At 33.1% G+C, this 22,580-nt stretch carries 8 protein-coding genes and 1 tRNA gene; 2 read left to right on the top strand and 7 right to left on the bottom strand.

Annotated features, from left to right (window positions below; translation table 11 throughout):
* Positions 1-101: 101 nt before the first annotated feature.
* The 5 genes from H0I23_RS02995 to H0I23_RS02975 all read right to left on the bottom strand — a co-directional run bounded on the left by H0I23_RS02995 (position 102) and on the right by H0I23_RS02975 (position 11,564).
* Positions 102-2,876: a triple tyrosine motif-containing protein gene (locus H0I23_RS02995; RefSeq protein ID WP_216784987.1), complete on the bottom strand. Its 2,775-nt coding sequence runs from the start codon at positions 2,874-2,876 to the stop codon at positions 102-104.
* A 392-nt stretch (positions 2,877-3,268) separates the two neighbouring features.
* Positions 3,269-4,897 carry an alkaline phosphatase PafA gene (pafA, locus tag H0I23_RS02990; protein ID WP_216784986.1) on the bottom strand — a complete coding sequence of 543 codons (1,629 nt, stop codon included), beginning with the start codon at positions 4,895-4,897 and terminating at the stop codon, positions 3,269-3,271.
* 213 nt (positions 4,898-5,110) lie between these two features.
* Entirely contained in the window at positions 5,111-6,868 is a 1,758-nt protein-coding gene (locus tag H0I23_RS02985) for a RagB/SusD family nutrient uptake outer membrane protein (RefSeq protein ID WP_216784985.1), read from the bottom strand.
* A gap of 17 nt (positions 6,869-6,885) precedes the next feature.
* On the bottom strand, positions 6,886-10,230 hold the full coding sequence (locus H0I23_RS02980) for a TonB-dependent receptor (RefSeq protein ID WP_254073641.1): 3,345 nt from the start codon (positions 10,228-10,230) through the stop codon (positions 6,886-6,888).
* Positions 10,231-10,400: 170 nt separating this feature from the next.
* Entirely contained in the window at positions 10,401-11,564 is a 1,164-nt protein-coding gene (locus H0I23_RS02975; RefSeq protein WP_216784984.1) for a FecR family protein, read from the bottom strand.
* 148 nt (positions 11,565-11,712) lie between these two features.
* Between H0I23_RS02975 and H0I23_RS02970 the strand changes: the two genes are divergently transcribed.
* Positions 11,713-12,315 carry an RNA polymerase sigma factor gene (locus H0I23_RS02970; protein ID WP_216784983.1) on the top strand — a complete coding sequence of 201 codons (603 nt, stop codon included), beginning with the start codon at positions 11,713-11,715 and terminating at the stop codon, positions 12,313-12,315.
* Between the two features lie 162 nt (positions 12,316-12,477).
* Here the strand turns inward: H0I23_RS02970 and H0I23_RS02965 are convergent.
* Positions 12,478-12,555: transfer RNA gene (locus tag H0I23_RS02965), tRNA-Pro, on the bottom strand.
* Between the two features lie 147 nt (positions 12,556-12,702).
* The gene (locus tag H0I23_RS02960; RefSeq protein WP_216784982.1) at positions 12,703-21,294 is read right to left on the bottom strand and encodes a T9SS type B sorting domain-containing protein; all 8,592 of its coding nucleotides are present in this window, start codon (positions 21,292-21,294) and stop codon (positions 12,703-12,705) included.
* 135 nt (positions 21,295-21,429) lie between these two features.
* Here H0I23_RS02960 and H0I23_RS02955 point away from each other — a divergent pair, with 135 nt between their 5' ends.
* The gene (locus H0I23_RS02955) at positions 21,430-22,548 is read left to right on the top strand and encodes a PQQ-dependent sugar dehydrogenase (protein WP_216784981.1); all 1,119 of its coding nucleotides are present in this window, start codon (positions 21,430-21,432) and stop codon (positions 22,546-22,548) included.
* Positions 22,549-22,580: the final 32 nt, after the last annotated feature.

Genomic DNA, 22,580 nt, shown 5'->3' with positions numbered 1-22,580 from the left:
ATTTGATATCGAAAAATATTTTGATAAAAAAACCTGAAAATAAGGACTTATTTACCCTTTGTAGTGGCAATGTCGTGGTAAAAAAAAGACATGTAGTGGTTTTAGAACTTTAAGATATAGTTAACAAGTCCATTGTCATGTTCTAAACCTAGTTTTTTCCTTAATCTATACCTTTTTGTTTCTACACTTTTTATTGAAATATTTAGCAAAGGTGCCATCTCTTTTGATGATAAATTCAACCTTAAATAAGCACAAAAACGTAAATCATTAGGAGTTAAATCTGGGTGAGAAAATTTTATTTTATCTAAAAAATCTTTATCCGCATTATTAAAAGCTTGCTCAAAAAAAGACCAATCTTCGGTGTCATTTAAATTGTTATCTATTAGTTTTAATGCAGCCTTAGAATCTGCTTGTCTACTCTTTTTTAACTCTTTTTTTATACTATTTAATACTTCGTTCTTTTTAATAATACTCATAGTAGAAATTGCAAGCTCTCTGTTTTTACTTTCTATTTCTTGATTTAGCTTTTCATTTTTAATATTCGAAATTAACTGTTCACTTTCAAGCTGTTTATTTTTATGAAGTTTTTTATAATATTTTTTATAAATTCTGTGCATCATAAATGAAAAACTAAATAGAAAAATTAAATAAGCCAGTAACGCTGTGTTCGATAAAAACCAAGGCCTATTTATTTTAAAATCATAATGTATTATATTTCTTGATAATTGGTTTCCAATTTTTGCTCGAACATTTAAACTATATTCTCCAAAAGGTAAATTTTCAAATATTAGTTCTGATTTATCACTCCAATCACTCCATTGATCGTATCTACCATTAAGTTTATACTGGTATTTAACCTTACTATATTTATTAAAAACAGGTACACTATAATTAAAAACTACTGAATTGTTCACATACTCAAAATCACCTGTTTTTTTGACATCAACAGATATCGTGTTTGAGCTTACCGTATTTAACGTTACTGAGTTTAAAAATAATTGGTAATTTTTATTTCTACTTATTCTTGAAATATCAACCGTAAGGTAACCATCTGTTATACCTACAAGGTAATTATCATTATTTAAATGGGAAATATTTTCATATCCAATTTGCCCTTTTCGAAGTGAATAAGGAATTGAAATTTTATTAATTTCATGGTCATTTGTCAAATGATTTACATCAACATAACTAATATTATCGCTTGAAAACGCCCATAATTTTTGAGTATCATCAACTACCAATTTACCCGATATATATTCTGATTGTGTGACTATAGGACTTAATAAGGTATCTTTTATGAAACTATTTTTGAGAGTATCATAGCTGAAAATTCCATTATTATAAGCATATAACAATCTATTTTTATATTTAGCTAAACTTGAGTTTCTATCAATATTTACAGTCGAATCGATTGATATACTTTTAACTTTTGAAAAAGAATCATCTAATAAAAGTTTAAAAACCCCTTTATAAGCATGACTTATCCAAATTTCATTTTTGTTTAATAGCTCAAAGTATCTAGCTGAATTATCAAAACCCTTTATTTTATTTTTTAATCCCCATACACCTTTATCTTTCTGTAAAACATATAACCCGTTATAATTACCTTGTAAAAGCATATTGCTTTCTTCCTCAACTTTTTTAAAACTCCATGTACCTGGTGTATTCGATATTAAAGCAACTTTGTTTTTATCAATAGTATATGTACCCGTGTGGTGTCCGCAAAATAATTCATCATTAAATGAGAATAAGCTCCAAACTTGACCTGCGGTTCCTTTTATAAACTTAAATGAATCTTGTGTATTTATTTTTTTATAAAAAAGTCCTTGATTTGTTCCTAAATACAATATGTCATTAAAAACTATTGATGTATATACCGTCCCTATTTTTCCTTCATCATCATTAAATAAACGTATTGGCGATTTAATATTTATACAATCAATACCATGATCTAAACCAACCCAAATATTTTCATCAATATCTTCGAAAAGAGATAACGCTGTGTTGTTACTAAGGCCATTACTTCTATCTATCTTTAATTCTATATTACCTTCTTTTGACAAACAAATTATTCCGTTTTTTATGGTGCCAATAACAAAAGTTTCATCATTAAGCTGAATGCTATTAAATACATTCATTTTTTTTAAAACTTCATTTGCAGGAATATTCCACTCAGATAATTTATGATCAATTAAAGTAAATAAACCCAAACTTCTAGTTTGAATAAGTAGTCCTCCTTTAATATGAAACATATTAACTACTTTGTCATTTACAAAAGTAGAATTGTCTATAATTAATTTAGGTTTGCCTGATTCAATTTTATAAATACCCTCATTATTAACATGATAATAAATAATATTTTGAATATTAAAAACTCTTGATATACCATTTTTAGAATTTATAATTGATTTAGCTCCACTAACAGGGTTATAAAAATAAATTCTATTAAAAGATTGAAATAGAATCCAATCATCATACGTAATAATATTCCAAATATGTTCATCCTCAATCATCTGTTCATCAAACTTCTGAACCAATGATTGATATTTTAAGCTTCCAAACTCATCTCTTTTCCAAAAACCAAATTCCATGTAGCAGCCTGTATACACTTGGTCTTCGATAACATTAACGGCCCTTATTATTGTATTATTGGGTGATGGGTACATTTTCCAATCAGCACCATTATACTCAAGCAGACCTTCATTATTACCTACATAAATAAATTTATTTGGCGCTTGAGAAATCATCCAATTTTGATTTTCCCCATCATAATCTGTTGGCGTAAATTTTTGTATTGGAGGCAACTCTTGAGCTACTGAATTAGTAGTTGCAAATAATAAAAGGAAACCTAAGACTAGGTGAAAATTACTTTTCATAAAAAATCTATACTAAATTCAATTTATTAAGATTCTCACAATTTAAGAAGTTTTAAAATGATTTTGGTTACTGTATTTATAATTAAGCTAAGTTTTATAATAGGAATATGAGGGAGAGTTTAAATTAGCTACTTTACAAGTCGCTAATTCGCAAACTATAATCAGTAACTAAAAAGCTGAAAATGATTAATTAAATTGTTTCAACTCAGATTAGAAGTTGTTTTAAAATTAAAAAACCTGCTAATCGAATGATTAACAGGTTTTTTAATTTTATTAGGGTTGATTGCTCTATAGTTTTCTACTTATTTGAAAATACCAGTAGCAATATCGATTATTTTCATTCAGTTGAATTTACCGAAAATATATAGTGATGTGTATCGTTCATGAGTGCTCTAATCTTCAAATATTTCTTCAATAGCGTTTCTATTACTTGTATTTGGTAATGGAATATTTAATAACATTGAAAGTGTTGGCGCAATCTGAGTGATTACATGTTTTTTTACAGACTCTCCTTCTGGAACACCATACCCATACAATAACAAAGGCACATGTGTATCGCTTGTATAAGTACTTCCGTGTGTTGTACCATAAGGTCTTTCTTCCATCCAACCCGAATGAAATTCATATAAAATATCTCCAGAATTTTCTAAATGAACACTAGTCTTAACTAAAGGACCTATGCTATTTTCATAAGAATTACTATGAAGTAAATTAGGCGTGTAAATACTTTTAACACCTTTTATAGTTCTTAAAAAAGAAGCGGCTCTTTTAATTACCAATTCTTTTGAAGTACTAGTTTCATTAAAATATATCTGTGCATTATCTATAAAAGAAATATAATCTGATGCTCCGAATTCTTTAGACAATTCGGCATTGATTGAATTTTTTATTTTTTCTGGAGAATAATACTTTCCAGGTAATTTAACTGTTTCTAAAAAATTTGGGTTATCACTAGCCCCATGATCCGCAGTTAAAAATAAAGTGTAATTACCTTTGCCTACTTCTTTATTTAGGTTTTTTAGAAGTTTTCCTATTTCTCTATCCATTCTAACATATGCATCTTCAACTTCTTTTGATCTAATTCCGTAATGGTGCCCTATATAATCTGTAGAAGAGTAACTTACCGTTAAAAAATCTATTTCTTTTCCTTGACCTAAACTTTCTTTTTTAATAACTTCTATTGCTAACTGAGTTACTAATGTATTTCCGTAAGGCACTTCTGAAAGTAAACTATAATTACCATTACTTTTTCGAAGTTTTTTTAAATTGTAAGGAAATGTAGAAGTTTCTCTGCCTTTATAAATCTTTTCAAAATTTGCATCATCCACCCCACTATGTATGTATTTATCGTCTATTAAAAAGGTATCCCAAGTAAGGTTTAGTAAGGAGTCTGCTTTATGAGAATTATTAAACGCTATAAGCCATTCAGGTAGGGTTTTTAAATAATATGTACTAGACACAAAGTTGCCATTATTACCATTATACCAATATGCTGCATCTGCCATATGACCTGCAGGAAAAATAGCACCTCTATCTTTTAAAGATACCCCGATGACTTTAGACCTACCGTTACTAAATAACTTTAACTCATCTGTAATTGTTGTTGTTTGTAAGTTTTTTGGAGATCTATTACCTATAGGAATATTTAATAATGCTTTTTTATCAGAATCGACCATTAGTACTGTCGTGTCTTCTGCACAATACATTGTTTTTTTCAACTCACGGCTATACCAATTATTACTAACAATCCCATGGTTTTCTGGTGTTGTTCCTGAATAAATAGAAGCATGCCCAGGACCTGTGATAGTAGGCATATAATTGTAATGTGTATTTTTTACATTAAAACCTTTTTTTAACAATAGTTTAAAACCATCTTCTGTATAATTATCTTGAAAGCGGTATAGATATTCTGCACGCATTTGATCTATAACTATGCCGATCACAAGTTTTGGTTTCTCTGTATCCTGCCCTATACATTTCATTGTATTAAAGGCTATAAATATAAAAATCAGATATTTCATTTTATTTATTTTATAAAGATTGTATTTTTTTTATGGTTGTTTTATCCAAAATGAAAATATAATACGCTCCATTTGGCAATACTCATATACTTTTTTGTTTAGAGCTATAAAAAAGGGTGACCATTAAACAGCCACCCTTTAATCAAAATTAACTCAAACTCACTCGTATTAAACATTATATAAGTAATGTTACAATAAGGTCTACTAATAAAATTAGTATCCCTGATTTTGAACTAAGAAACCATCTATACCCGAAGCGCCATCAACAGCACTTTGAGGAATCGGGAATAAACGATTGTTTGGATCTGAATCCGTTTTCTCTGACCAAGAATCTTCATATTTTCCAAATCGTATTTGATCAGTTCTTCTAAAACCTTCCCAATACAATTCAAAACCTCTTTCTCTAAATAAAATATCTAAATCTACCGCAGCCAATGCAGCTGGAGTTTGATCTGGTCTCGCAGTTCTAGATGTTCTTACTAAATTTACATCTGCTAATGCACTGCCATTATCTCCATTTCTTAATTTGGCTTCTGCTCGTATTAAATATATTTCTGCCAAACGCATCAATACAAGATCTACACTACTAAAATCATTACCATCAGGTGAGGTACGGCTAAACTGATATTTTGCAGATCTATACCCTGTGTCATGTAATGAACCTGGTATAGAAAAGTCAATATCTAAAACATGGTTTACATATCCTATATCTCTAGCTGGTCCGTTTCCTTTTGTTAACGGTATTGGATATATCTTAACAGTACCATCTTCACAAGTAATAAATGTACCGTCATCCCCTTTTCTAGCACCCCATTGCATGCCTCTTAAAATACCTCTATCCATTTCAAAATCTTCAGGGGCAATACAGTAAAAACTATTTTCTGTTTCTGTTTCAAGAAGCGGCGTTCGGCCTGCTAAATCTGCTAGTTGAGCGTCAGGGACCAAGGTATTTCTTTGATAGAATCGAGAATCAGCTTCGGCAGGGTCTACTCCTTCATAGGCATCTACCCATGTTTGGTAAAAGCTAGTAGTTATTGCAGGTCCATCTGTACCATCTGCACTTGGGTGTTCAGGTCTAGGAAACATAGATTTTGAAATAGACCAATAGGCCCAACGACTATGTTCTTCTTCTAATACTCCACGTTGATCTAAAGCAAAAATTAACTCGGCATTACCTCTGTTTTCATCGTTGAATAATTCAAAATACTCAGGAGATAAGCTATACAAGCCTGAATTAATTACGTTGTCAGAATACTCTATAGCCTTATTCATATCTTCTGCAGTAAAGTTTGGCGTTCCGTAAGGATCACGATAAACTGGAGCATTTAAATGTAATCTTGCTAAAAAACCCCAAACAGCACTCTGGGTCATTCTACCAGAACCTCTATCGGTATTTATAACGTCTACAACCGCTAAAAATTCACTTTCAATATAATCAATAGCCTCTTGTCCTCTAAGTACTACTGAAAGCTCAGTTGAAGAGTCTTTTTTAAGTACAATACCCCAGCTATCTAAAAGCAGCATATTCAAATATGCTCGTAAAGCTATCATTTCATGCAATGCTCCTGTTGCTTCAATACTTCCTTCTTCTGACAAAGGAGCTAATACTTCAATTGCAGCTAATGTTCTAGAAATATTCTTTGTAAGTGCATTCCAAGAAGTGGTCACCATATCATTCGTTGGCGTCATGTTATGAGTATGTGCTGACATATATTTACCTCCATCAAACCAATCTACTCCACCACGGAATGGTAAAATGGCTTCGTCTGCAGAAATTAACTGTAAACCATAATAGTTCGTTATAAAAAATGTCGATGATATTTGTCCGTAAGCTGGTGCTATCGCTCCACTTATTTTTTCAGCTTGTCCACCAAATTCCGATTCATCAAGTCTTTCTTCCTCTAAATCGGTACAACTCCAATTCAGCAGAGAAACGATTGTTAGTACCGTTATATAAATTTTATTTTTCATCTGTAAATTATTTTTTATTAAAATGATACATTTAATCCTAATAGAAATGTTCTAGGCGTAGGGTAAGTAAAACGGTCTATTCCGAATGTTTGAATACCATCTACTGTACTTCCTGTATTTACTTCAGGATCAAAACCTGAATAGTCACTAATTACAAATAAATTTTGTCCTGTAAGTGAAAATCTAATGCCATTAACAACATCACCAAAGACACCTTTAGGATTTAAGGTATACGCCAAAGTGGCATTATTCAATCGTAAATAACTACCATCTTCTAAATAACGAGTAGATACTTCATTTGAATTACTAAGATCTTCATTAGAAAATTCTGTTGCGAAATCAGTTGTATTTAAACTTCTACTTAGTTGACCTCTACCGAATAATGTCATTGCAGTGTGGTTGTAAATTTTATTTCCAGAAACTCCGTTAAAATTTAAGCCTAAAGAAAGTTGCTTGTATTTAAAATTTAAAAAGAAAGCATAAATTATGTCTGGCAAAGCACTACCAGCCGCGATTCGGTCATTATCTAAATCCTGACCATCAGCAACAACATCTCTAAATTGATTTTTTCCGTCATCACCTATACCAATAAATTCTTTAATATAGAAAGTACCTACTGGCTCATTATTCAGATATCCATTAATAGTTGCTCCTGTTTGACCTGCTCCTAATGCAGATCCTGTAGTTAAGATAGAATATGGCGAATTAACCACCTTATTATTCGTATATGCAATATTACCTCCAATATTGTATGAAAAATCTTTAGTAAAATCACTATTGTAGTCCAATGCAAATTCAATACCTGAGTTATGAATTTCCATATCTTCAATATTCGTCCAAAATTTATCTGTTGGTTGAATAGGGTCGATTTTAAAAGCGAACAAAACCACATCGCTTGTTACTTTATTAAAGTAATCGAATGAACCTGTCAATCGGTTATTTATTAATCCAAAGTCAAGACCAACAGTAGCTTGCGTAGCTACTTCCCATTTTAGGTCTGGATTGTCTGTTCTAACAGCTACTGTCCCGAAAGGATAACCATCCAATGTCGAAGCATTTGAATCTAACGGGTAGGTGTCATTATCACTTTTGGAATCTACAAAACTAGCTAAGCTAACTTTACTGTCAATGCCATCTTGATTACCTGTTTGCCCCCAACTAGCTCTCAATTTAAGATTAGTAAACAATGTATTGTCAGCCATAAAATTCTCTTTATGTATATTCCAACCTAATCCTATTGACGGAAAGTATCCATATTTATTATTTTTTCCGAATTTAGAAGAACCATCGGCACGCATAGTTGCAGTTAACAAATATTTGCTATCATATGCATATTGTACCCTACCAAAAAAAGATTGTAGTTCATTTGTAAAAGCTTCAGAATTTAATGAAGTGGGTAATAATTCGGTGCTAATTTGATCTTGAAAACGAGGTTCAATACCATTTAAAGCAAAGCCTTCTAATTGTAATTCCTTTCGCTCTACATTAGTTTCTTGATATGAATGACCTGCCAAGCCCACTACATTATGCTTTCCTTTATCAAATGAATAAGTTATTGTATTCTCAATTAAAAAAGTACTATTAGAAGTGGTAAAAGTATTTAAAAAACCATCTTCACTACCTTCTAACAAAGCATAAGGTAACTGTTGTTGATCGCGTGTTGTTAATGAATAATCAACACCTAAACTAGCTTTATATCTTAACCCTTTTATGATTTCAAAAGATGGCGAAATATTAGCCAAAATTCGGTTTTGGTTCGCTAAATCTGAGTAAATTTCATTACGAAGAACTGGATTTAAGCGTTCGTCTAAAAAAGTTGGCTCCCCATCAGTAAATACAGGAATCGTTGGGTTCAGCTGCAACATATCTATAATCGTACTCTGCTCATTAACAGTGTTCTCTGCAGACCCATCATCAGACCTTTCATTCAATACTCTTGAAGCCGTTAAATTAAAATCTACATTAAAACGTCCGTCTAAAGCTTTCTGGTTTAAGTTTACTCTACCTGAATATCGCTTTAATGAACTGTTTTCTAAAATACCTTCTTGATTATCAAAACCAGTAGATACGAAATAAGAAAACTTATCACTAGCACCACCACTCATAGAAAAGTTTATATTTTTTGATACTGCCGTTCTTGTCAATGCATCTTGCCAATCAGTATTTCCTCCTTGATCATCTAAAGTACCACCAACTGCAGACACTTGTTGTCTAAATTCAGAAGCGCTAAACACGTCTATTTTATTTGAAAGATTAGCTATAGCTGTCGAAACCGACAAATTCATCTTAGTTTTGCCAGTTTCACCTTTTTTGGTAGTAATCACAATAACACCGTTAGCCGCACGAGCTCCATAAATTGCCGTAGCAGAAGCATCTTTTAGAACATCCATAGATGCTATATCTTGAGGGTTTATAAAATTCAAAGGGTTTGAATCTAAGCCTGTTGTACTATTGTCAATAGGAAAACCATCAATAACAAAAAGAGGCGTTGTACCCGATCGAAGGCTACCTACACCACGTACAATAATGTTTTGAGCCGCGCCAGGTTCACCACTTACAGCAGCTACATTTACCCCAGCTAATTTACCTTGTAAAAGTTGGCCTGGGTTTGTCACTACCCCTTGATTAAAGTCTTCACTTTTTACCGAAGCAATTGAACCCGTAATGTCTGATTTTTTCTGTGTTCCATAACCAACTACAATTACTTCTTCTAGCTTAGCAGAATCTTCTTTTAAGATTATAGATAAGAGCCCTCCGCTATTTGACGGAACTTCTTTTCTTATGAAACCTATATAAGAAACTAAAAGTATAGCATTTTGATCTACTACATTTAAAGAAAATTTACCATCAAAATCAGTTTGTGTACCATTAGTAGTACCTTTCTCTACAATACTAGCTCCTGGTAATGGAGCCCCTGTTTCATCTGTAACTACCCCATTAACTTGAAAATCTTGAGAAGTAACTACTTCAGATGCATCTACAGAAACTACTTTATTCGCCTTTATTTGTCGAAGAAGAATTTTCTTATTATCTATTTCAAAAGTCGTTTTGGTTTGGTTGAATAACTTTTCTAATATTTTATCTACAGTAAGATGTTCGACATTTATAGAAACCAACCTTTTTAAATCTAAAGCTTTAGTATTAAAGATAAATTTAAACTCTGTCTTTACTTCTATTTCATCAATTACCTGTGACATGGTAACATTATTCATACTTAATGAAATCTTTGTTTTTTGAGAATAAGCTGTATTAGCTTGCAAAGAAAACATTGTTATCACTAAAAAAAACAAGGATAATTTCATTTTAAGATCAATTTTTGGTACCCCAATACTTTGAGCAAAAGGGTTTAGTGCTTTTTTCATATATTTAGCGTGTTTTGTTGGTTAAATTATTTAGAGTTTAATCACGTTTTATAATCGGGGAATGTTAGCGCATTTTCCGATTTTTTTTATCCTAATTAAAATGGATTAAATACTCCTACTTTTCAATGCTCATCATTAATAGTTTTATATCATATATTTTTGGTTTTGAGTTAGTTTATAATCACTTTGTTATTCACAACTTGGTATTCTATGGCATAAACCTTATTAAAGTAGTTCAATACCTCTTCTAAGCTTTCTCTCTCAACTTCAATACTAGCGTTAAATGTTTCATTACCTAGTGTCTTATTATTATTAATTATGGTAGTATTATACTGGCGTTCTAAACTTTTTATAATATTATCAAAAGGTTCATTTCTAAAAAATATAGTGCCATCTATCCAAGAGGTATAAAGCGTAGTATTTACTTTACCTGTATTAATCGTTTTATGCTCTTTATCAAAACTAGCTTTAAAACCAGGCTTTAACATGGTGTTTTTTTCTATATCAAACTGTTCATTACTTTCATATAAACCTACCGACCCTTCAATAAGAATTACATCGGTATTCACATTTTCTGGGTATGCAACAACATTAAATTCTGTACCTACAACTTGTACATTAAGTTCGTATGCATTTACAATAAATGGATTTTTTTTATTTTCGGCAACGTCAAAATAGGCCTCTCCTTTTAAAAAAACTTGCCTAATTTTTCCAGGTAAAAATTTTACGGGGTAACGAAGAGAGCTTCCTGCATTGAGATGAACTTTTGTACCGTCGGAAAGATTCAAATCAAATCTTTTTCCATAAGGTACTGTAAGGGTATTATAAGATTCTTTAGATACACCTACATCATTAGAATAAACTAATTGTTGCCCTTTTTGCTTGCCTACAACTTGTCCATCAACATCAACTATTTTAGTTGAACCATCTTCAGATATAATTTTAATATTTCCGTTTTCTAACTCTAATGTAATAGCCTCTTCCGTTGGAAGGGGGATATTTTCAAGCTCAGATTCACCTATAATTATTTGAAAAATGTAACCCATACCTAAAAAGAAAAAACCTACAGCCGCATACTTTAATATTGATTTTGGTTTAATACGATAAAAAAGATTTTTTTCTTTTCGAATTTCTTTCAGAAGTTTTCTCCTTATTTCTGAAGAATCTGCTTTATTCATACTCATAGTTATTGCAAAATGGGTTTCAATATATTCTTTAAAAAGTATCTCGTTAGATGGTTTTTGAATCCAGTTATTCAAAATATCTAAATCAGCCCCTGTAGCTGAGTTGTTTAGATATTTTAGTAGACAAATATTAATTTCATCTTTAATCATCTATCATGTTTCTTTGACGTTTCATATTATTAATACAAGACCAAATAACAATACCCTTACTTTTATGTGTTATTTTTTTTCAAATTCACATAATACTTGCATATTAATTGTGATATTCATAGTATTGTAAGGTTTTATAAAATAAAAAATGGACTTCACAAACAATTCAGACTTGATTAAGAGCCTAGGAAAAGGAGATGAAAAGGCCTATATGTTTCTATTAGATAAATATCACAGAAGATTGTATGGGTATGCAATGAGCCTAATTAATGATCATACCTTAGCTGAAGATATTGTTCAGAATGTATTTTTAAAAACTTGGCAGCATCGAAAAAAATTAAATGCTGAATTCTCTATACAAAGTTTTCTATACAAGTCAATTTATAACGAATTTATTAATAGCTATAAGAAAGATAAATCGGTTATGATGCTTCAAATGAAATATTACCAGTCGTTAGCAGAAGTAGTTGAAAATTCAGATGATAAGATGATTGAAAAAATGATACATGTAGTTACTAAAGAAATAGAAAAACTACCCCCAAAGTGTCGTGAAATATTTTCATTGAGTAAAAAAGAAGGCCTGTCTAATATTGAAATTGCAGAATATTTAAACATATCTCCAAAAACGGTAGAAGCACAAATTACAAAAGCTTTTAACGTACTACGTATTAGTCTAAAACATAAATATAATACTATTTTATTTTTAGTATTTGGTATGCATTCTGATGAAAATGATGTTGAATTACGCTAAACTTTAAATTCTAAATTATCAGCTACAGAAATAGCTTATTTGTAAATAATCATTTATTGATTAAGATACCCAATGATTACTTATTTAGTACAGAGAAATATTTAAGATTGATATAAAATAAAAAAACCTGTTAATCAAATGATTAACAGGTTTAGTTTATTTTGGTCGGGGTGGCAGGATTCGAACCTGCGACCTCCGCGTCCCAAACGCGGCGCGATAACCGGGCTACGCTACACCCCGAAAACGATATTTACTAAAAAAATAAACACCAATATTTTTCGGACTGCAAATATACAACATTACTTTTTATTTTGAACTAAATAAAATCAAAAAGACGACAATTTTTTTTTGCCGCCTTTTGAAACCAAACCAATCAAAATTTAATTGTTATCTGTAGAGTGTAAAATGCCCTACATATTGTTGTTTATCACTATCATTTGCATTGACCACATACCAATAATCACCAGTAGGCAAATCATGACCTTCATAGGTGCCATCCCATTTTTGGACTTGATCTAATTGTGCTACAATTCTACCATATCGATCATAAATTTTCACATCAATAAAAGGAAATAGCTCGCTGTTTTTAGGAGACCACTCATCTCCATTATTATCTCCGTTCGGAGTGAAAAAGTTTGGAATTTCTACCATTGAATCAAAATTAAAAGGAGTAGTTACTCTTGCTACACATCCTTTTTCATCAATTACCTGAACCTCAACATTAGCATCTACATTTAAGTTAAATGTATTCTCACTCACTGCAGATAAGCCTTGGAAAGAGTACATGTAATTACCAAAACCACCTGTTGCAACTGCTGTTATTTCATCTGGCCCTGTTTTTGAAACCGATAATGTCAACGGTAAATATTCATCAATTGTAAAGCTAACTTGGTTCATACATCCATTACTATGGTATATATATATTGTATGATCGCCCGCTATTAAATCTCCATACGTTCTTTGCGTTGTAGCCATTGACATATCGTCAACATCTAAACTAAATAACAATTCAGGTATCACTGAAGTATCTGTAAATTCTACCGTTACTGTACTGTTTGGGAATATACCTTCACAACCATATTCTGGTATCGCTTCAGCTTCTAAGTTTACACCAACTCCTATATTTATATTTCTCTCAACGGTACAACCATTTACATCTCTTATATAAAAAGTATATGATTCGCCACCCTGAAGGTTCGAGAATACTAAATCATCATTTCTAGTATAACCTTGAGTCGGGTCACTAGGGTCTGCTGTAACAAAACCAACACCTTCTACCTTTACTTCGTAATATGTTGCTAAAGTAAAATTATCTACAAAAGGTGTGCCACCAATAATTGTTAAGGCAACCTCTCCATCTAAAGCATTTAAACAAATTTCTGGTTGTATTGACACATTAGAAATTGATAACGTTTCTGGCTCTGTAATTGACCCTACTGAAATAAATTGACCACAACCTTGCTCATCTTGAATTAAAATTTCATAATCGTTACCTGGAGATAAGTTTTCAAAAACATAAACATTTGGGTTTTCTGCATCACTAAAGAAATCATTAAAATTTGGATTGATTGCAAATTGTACAAGACCTTCTCCTCCACTCAAAATTTCAACTCTTATTGATCCATTATCATCACCATTACATAATATATTTGTAGTGCTTATATCGTAAACAATAGGTGCTGGTCTTTCTATTACCAAAGGCCCTTCGATAGCATAACATGTAGTACCACTTGTTACTGTAATATAATATGTCCCTTCATCTAAGCCTTCAAAAGTACCATCTGTTTGTGGTCCTCTAACCATTGTAGCTGAAGGATCTGGGTTAAATGCTGTGAAAGTTGATGATGCTGGTGCTGGATCTCCTAAATAAAGCGTGAACATTTCTCCACCTACTCCACCTGAAGAAAAAGATTCTATTCTACCATCATTTTCAGTTGCACATGAAATATCATCTGGCAGGCTGGCTATTAAATCAATATCCTGAGCATCTACCAAAGTAATTCCTTCTGATGCTAAACTCTTACAAGCTCCTGCACTTCCTGTTTTTCTAACATCATACTGATAAAAACCTTGAACACCATCTATTAAAATTGATATTCCTCCCATTGGTATGAATGGGTCTGTAGCTGGATTAGGAGTTGCACTTGATCTGTATTCGTATGTAAAACCTGCTTCAGGATTTTCAATACTTAACCTCATCTGACCTTCTCCACCACAACCTGGTGCTCTTACTTGTACTAATTTAGGATCGATAGGTGCTGGTGGATTCACGTAATAAGGTATACTTATCCCTACACATTCATATGCCGAAGAAACTTCGATTGCATACCACCCTGCACTAATAAAACCTGACGCTAAACCGTCAAAAGTTGGTGTATCTTGTAAACCACTTCTCGAACTTACATCTGTATTATCATCACTATTTAAGTATAATAATTGATATTTATATCCTGCCCCTGCAACACCTCCACTTGCACCTGCTGTAGCTGTTGTACTGTCTCCACTAGTGGTGTCATAAGCTTCTAAAACGGCATCGTTACCATCTGGGCAAACTAAACCTTGTGGCTCTCTAATACCTACTATAATAGGATCTACAGGATCTAAAGTAATTTCAAAAAAGTTTTCGCATAATTGCACATCTCTTATTTCTACTCGGTAGTTACCACTCGATAAACTGTCGAACTCATTATTAACTCCGTAAGAAACTAGCTCTGTATACGTAGTAGAACCAATTGTTATTGTTCCTGCTGCATCTTCTAATAATAATCTATAATCATAAGCAGATGAATCCCATCCACCTTGACCTCTAGCTATAATTCTACCTGCATTATTATCGCATGTAACATTATCTATTGATTCCGATGGTACTAATAATTGACCGTTAGGAGTTCTAATATTAGCAACATCACTATCTGCAATACATTTAGGGTTATCTAGAGCTTTTACTCTCACATAAAAATTACCACCTGGTAGACCTGTAATACGGGCATCATCTCCAGTAACACTATCAGGATAATCGACTGTATTGAACGTTCCTGACTCTATTAAATTTGATTGTGTTAAATCGTCACTTCTATAAACTTCATACTCATATTCACCCACATAATCTGCAACAGTTATAAAAAGAGCTCCATTTGAATCTCCAAAACACTGTACAGGTTGTGCTTCTCTAATTGCCGCTATAGGAGGAATAGGGTTAACAACGTCGTGTCTTGGCATAGGATATAAGCAGCCTGTTATATTATCACGTACTACAAATAAATACTCTCCAGAATTTGGCAAATCTATCGTTACAAATTGATCTGATCCTGAGTTTGTTACGTCTGCAATAGGTGTTGCCGAAGTTGTTTGTATTGTAAAATTATTTGTGCCAATAATATTTATTCTTACCCTTTCTGGATCTTCACAGTTTAACGCAGAAAGTAATGTCAATGTACTTTCAACTTCTGATGGTGGCGCAATTGGAGCTAATGTAACCTCATCTCTACAACCATTACCATCTATTGCATATACCGTAATTACTTGAGTAGATCCATCATCAATAATTTCAAACGTATTTGACGATTGGTAGTTCTCATAGCCTGTTATACTGTATCGGTAACCAGTACCTACAGTACCTACTTGGTCTATATTTACTGTTATAGTTGATGAACTGAATCTATTAGACCCTATTTCACAAGTAAAATCTGTATTACTAGCTGAAATTTCAAAAACTGCAGGCTCATCTATTGTTAAAACGTTAGATGATACAGAACAACCTCGTGCTGAAGTAGCTTCAACAACATAAGAGCCTTGTTCTAAACCATTAAATACACCTGTTGCATTTGTAACTGTTGCTGACGTGCCTGTATTGGTCAATTCAAAACTAACAGGGCTATCTATATCTGTCCCTGCTTGTAATGTAATTGTAATACTTCCATCATCTGCTCCATTACAGCTAATATCTTCTTTAAATTCCGATTCAATAATTGGTTGTGTTGCAAAATCTAAATTAACAGGAACAGTAAACGTACAGAAACCTGTACCATCGTTTACAATATTATCTGTAACAAGTACTTGGTAATCTCCTGGTGCTTGACCTGTAAAAATACCTGTTGTATTTGTTGGCGTTGCTACAATTGTATTTCCTAAATCATCTTGTAACTCAAAAGTAAAATCGCCACTACCGCCATTTGTTGTTATTGTAATTGTTCCATCAGGGTTATTACAAATAGGTAAAGATGTAAATTCACCTGTACCTGATAAAAATTCGTAAACATCAGCGGTACCTGTGCCTGTACAACCGTTTGCATCTACTACATTAATAGTATAAATACCTGGTGTACTTACGGTAAATATTCCTGTAAAATTCTGTTCTCCGTTTAATGTATAACTAGGCGTATCTACCCATGATGGCATTGAAACTGTAATATCGAATGATGCTGCTGAAGCAGCACATTGGTTATCAACAACAACTGTTGGTGCTGGTAAGCTTGGCTGTAATAAAATAACATCATCAGATACATTAAATGTACAACCTCTAGAATCCATTACCCAAATATCGTAAACCATACCTGATAAACTACCTGGTAACACTGCTGTATTATCAGACGTAAAATCATCTGTAGTTTCCGGTGTTAAGGTCCCGTCTTTATCTGGTGTGCTTCCTGAAGGAATAAACGCATATGTATATGGTCCTCCTGCTCCGCCACTACCTCTTACAGTTAACTGTCCTAAAGCATTACAATTTGCTGGTATGTTTGATATAATATCTAAGTTAGGAACATTCAACACTACATCTATTGACGTTGCATCAGTACATGTATCTGCATCAGTAACTCTTATTGTATAATTACCAGGTACAACATCAAAAATATTGGCATATAATGAACCTGAACCACCTGTTAAACCTGTTGGTGAATGTGTTTGTAATACATTACCTGTTGCTGGGTCTATTAAATCGATAACTAAATTAGGACCTGTAAAATCTACTACTTCATACTCTGTTCTACCATTACCAAAATCATCACAAAAAACCGTTGGCGATGTAGCCGTTATATCTAAATCTGTTGGGCCATCTTGTGGAGGTATTTCTTCAAAATAAATACAACCTGTTGTAACGTCCGTTATCTCAACAGTATATGTTACTCCTAACTCTAAACCATTAAAAGTATGTCTTCTTGGTGGTGAATTCGGACTAACAGGAGCTGAAGGATCATCAATTAATCGTATTAAAAATTCAGGATCTGATCCTGGTGGTGCTGGTTCTCCTCCCAAAATTGTTATGGTATTAGAAAAACCTGCAACATTACATATTGGAGTAACCGGATCAGGCACTACAGATACATCACCTTGAGAAATAGATACATTATCTATATCACTACAACCTAAAGCATCTACTGTTCTAACGGTATAACTACCTGGTATTAAATCTGGATGTGAAATAACTTCAGACGTATTAGGCGTTGGGCCTACCCTAACTACCTCTACCCCAAATGCATCAATAACTATATATGTAAAATCTGGTGTACCATCTGCCACGCTATTTACTACAATTGTTCCTGTATTTGTACCTGTTAAACTACAAGTTGCATTCGTTGCACTTATACTTGCGTTTGGTGGTGCATTAGGGCTAGTTGGTATTGTTACATCTAATCCTAATGTTAAACAACCTCTAGCATCACGTACTGTATATGCATATGTTTGCCCGGCATTTAAGCCCGTATATACTGTTTGAGGTGTGTACGTACCTGTGTTACCAAAATCTATTTCAAAAGGCGGCACTCCGCTAGTTGCGTCTGGTAAAATACGTACTCCTCCGTTTGAGGTTTCACCACAACTTGCAGGAATAGGATCTGCTGTTGCTGCTATATTATCAGCTTCTTTAACTTCTAAATTTTCTGAGAAAGCTTCACAACTTAAGTTATCTGTTACTCTAAAAACATAATCGCCACCAGCCGTAACTGGATATAAAAATGAGTTTGACGTAAATGTCTGTATAGCTCCAAAAGTTATTCCACCATCTATACTTACTTGATAATTTTTAGGTGTTGCATTCGATAAATATCCATTAGAAATATTAACACGTATTTCCCCTGGTGTCGGACCACATGGTATTTCTGTTTCTACTGTTGTACTTACACGTAATTGTCTGTTTACAGTAACTGATATATCATCTGAACAGTTATTTTCATCTATAACCTGAACAGTATGTGTACCTGGCGATAAATTATCGAAAGTTGGACTTGTTTGATATGTTCCATTATTAATTCTGTAACTGTAACCTGAACCTGGAGTTCCTCCTGTTGCTGATACCGTAACTGATGCTCCCGCTACTGGCTCATAACATAAATTAGAAGATGCTATAGCTATTGTAGGTGATGTTAATGGTGTTAATTCAAAATTAAAACTAGTTGTACAACCCTCAGCATCTGTTACTGTTAACACATATGGTGTTGCTGGTGTTGATGGTACTGCAAGGTTACTAAAAGTTCTGTTTGTTTGCGGTCCAACAACAACGCCATTAGGATCTTCTAAAGTATAACGATAACTACCCCAACCACCTGTTGTATTTGCTACTACTCTACCTCTATTATTATTAGCACAAGACATGTCTGTTACTATTGGTGCTAAATCTAAAGGTGCTGACTCTTCTATTTCTATTGATGCTGTATCTGTACAACCAGTTTCTACATCTGTAACTGTAATTGTATAAATACCAACACCTCTTGAGGTTAAATCTACCTCGCTTGTACTTTGCGGAGCGCTAATTGGCTCTGAATTTATTTGATAAGTAAAATCAGTATTATACCCATCAATAATAAATGTACCACTACCGTCTGATACTCCATTACAAACTCTAGTATCTCCTCCTGCTTTTGTTCTAGCTCTTATAGAACTTATTACAATTGGTGTAAAGCTTTCTGTATATATACATCCATTAGCATCTGTAATTTGAAACGTATATGAAGTTGATGTGCTTAAACCTGTAAAAGTATCGTTTGCTCCATTATTTGCCGCAACGGGACTTATTATTTGGTAATTAGCAATACTAGATGCACTAACTGCACTTAGTTGCACATCTGTTGTTCCTAATGCACAATTTATATTTGACTGTGTAAAGTTTAAATCTGTTGGTGGGTTTACTGGTTCTATTACAATAGCAGTAAGCTCTAATCTACAACCACTATTATCTCTAATTATTGGTGAATAAGTACCCGGTGGTAAATCTGTAAATAATTGTGCACTACCAAATGTGGTACCATCAACACTATATTCAAATCCACTACCCGAACCACCACTCGCAGTTCCAAATTCTATACTTCCTCCATCTGATCCGCCTACGCCATCGCAAGTTTGATCGCCTAATTTAGTTACCGTACCTGTAATTGTAGCATCGCTAATAACTGTAACTGGTGGTAAAATCATTGTACAAGAAAAACCTCCTTGTTCATATCTAACTTCTAGATCGTTATAAGTTCCGTCTACAACAGAAATTTGTGTTGTACTTACAAAAGCATCAGTAGAGGTTGTTCTATATGATAAATTATAACCTCTCGCATTTGTGACATTAAAATTAATTTTTGCTCCTCCATTAGTACAGGTTCCATCTACTCCAGAAGCTGTTACTGATGGTGGACTCAACTCTTGAACATTTGCACTTGCAGTTATCGTACATCCATTAGCATCTGTAATTACATAGTTGTAATCTCCTGGAGATGTAACGGTATGTATAATTTGATTGGTATAAGAAGCACTAGCTGTAGGGCTACCATTTACCATATAAGAATAAGGTGCAGCTCCGCCCGATGTTTTAACTATAATATCAACACTAGTAATATCAGCACATCCAAAACTACTGTTTACCTCTGTTGAAGCTGATAATGAGAATAAGCCTTCTCCTATTACAATAGCATCGCCGGCAACATCAACATCTTGTCTTGGTGCTTGAATTCCATTTGCAGAATCTGCTTTACATTGTTGTGTTTCTACTTGTACACTGTAAGTACCAAAACCAACAGCTGCAAAACTATACGTATCACTAGCTATAAAAGAAGTAAACTCTTGAGGAATTCCGCTACTATCTAAAAGTGTATATTTATAAGGCCCAGGTACATCGTTTACTTGAACAGATATACTACCATTTTCACCAAAACATTGTGCATCTACAACTGTAACGTCAATATCTATTTCTTTAGACTCAATTTCAATCGGTGCATAAGGATATTCACATGTATTCGATGTATTTTTAAGTCTTGCTTTTACAATATAAGTTCCTGGTAACAAACCATCAAAAATAGCACCTTGCCATGCTCCAAAACCTGTTCCGTCATTTATAGCATACTCATAAGCACTTGATAAGTTCGTAATTTGTATACGACCTGGTACACCACATATATAATCACGCTTTACAGACGTTTGGCTTATTGTACTTTTCTTTACTTTTATATGATGAGGACTCCCTCCATTAACACTTACTCTATACTCTGCACCTACACCACTTGGTATACCACTAGCATCAAGTGTAAATGTTGATCCTGTACCAACTTCTACCCACTGGCTACCACAAGTATATGTTGGACACTCTGCATCTACATCAAAACTCGGACACGATCCAGCTGTTAAACGTTCCCAAGAATATGAGCTATACGATTGGTCTAATGTAATTACGGTATCATCAAAATCACCACAAAGGTTAAACCTTGATAATTCAGCTCCATCAATACTACAAGGGATTACCTGATCTGCATTCGTTATTATTGTTGTAAAAAACAATGGCGCTGCGGCAGTGCTTGCTAAAGAGGATGAAATGTTTTTTGATGAAGAGGTGTTTTCTTTACGTAATTGGTTAGTAGTGGTCTCTTTAGAAGATGTGAATTCAAAAGAGGTTTCACCAATAAAATCGTAAATTTTGTTTTTTGCTATTACTGACGTAATAATCAAAAAGAAAACAACTGGTACTATTAAGTACCAAGAATGTCTTGATTTTTTGGGTTGCATAGGGTCGTAGGTTAAAAAGAATACTTAAGACTTGGGGTCAACAATATTCCTTTGCGTAATTATTTTAACTTATAAAATCTCTTTATATTTAAACAAATTATGTTGGTTGTGTATATAACATTTTAACGCCCAGTTATGAAAAAAAGTATTTTAAGTTTATATTTAATCGTTGTATCACTTAACTACTCTTGTGCTCAAAAAGCAGAAAACAAAGTAAAAACAGATACTAAATCTAAAATTTCAGCTGAGTTATTCGTCGATGAACTACAGATTCCATGGGGTATAGCGTTCTTACCTGACGGTAGCATGCTTATTACTGAAAAAGCTGGTAAAATCATCCATTTTAAAAATGGCAAAAAAGTCGAAATTTCTAACCCTCCTAGTGTATATCTTAGAGGTCAAGGAGGCTTATTAGATATTGCCCTACATCCTGATTATAAAAATAATGGTTGGCTTTATTTTACTTATGCCTCTGAAGAAGGTGAAGAAAAAGGTGGACATACCGCTATTATGAGGGCTAAATTTAAAAATAATGCTCTTACAAATAAAGAATTACTCTATAAGGCTACCCCAAATACAACTCAAGGACAGCATTTTGGATCTAGAATTGCCTTTGATAATGACGGTTATTTATATTTCTCAATTGGTGAGCGTGGCAATAGAGATGAAAACCCTCAAGATATTACTCGTGATGGCGGAAAAATTTACCGTTTAAATGATGACGGATCAATACCTAGTGATAACCCTTTTGTAAATAAAAAAGGTGCTAAAACTGCTATTTATAGTTACGGACATAGAAATCCACAAGGTTTAATAAAACACCCTAAAACAGGTGAAATTTGGGATCACGAGCATGGCCCTCAAGGTGGTGATGAAATTAACATTGTTAAAAAAGGAGCCAATTACGGATGGCCATTAGTTACTTTCGGTATCAACTATAGCGGCACGTCTATTACTGATAAAACAGAAATGGAAGGAATGGAACAACCTATTCATTATTGGGTTCCTTCAATTGCACCAAGTGGCATGGCTTTTATAACTTCAGATAAATATGGCGATATGAAAGGCGATTTACTTGTTGGCTCTTTAAAGTTTCAATACTTAGAACATTTAATTATAGACGGCACTAAAGTTATTGACCGCATTAAATTACTACCTGAAATTGGGCGAATTAGAGATGTTAAAGAAGGCCCTGATGGGTATATTTATGTTGCTGTAGAAGGCAAAGGCATTTACAAACTTGTAGTCAACTAAAAACCTAAAATCAAATAAAAAAGCTAAATAAA

This window comes from Cellulophaga sp. HaHaR_3_176 (genome assembly GCF_019021925.1).
In the GTDB taxonomy this organism is placed as follows: Bacteria; Bacteroidota; Bacteroidia; order Flavobacteriales; family Flavobacteriaceae; genus Cellulophaga.
This window is presented reverse-complemented; position numbering and strand designations above follow the sequence as displayed.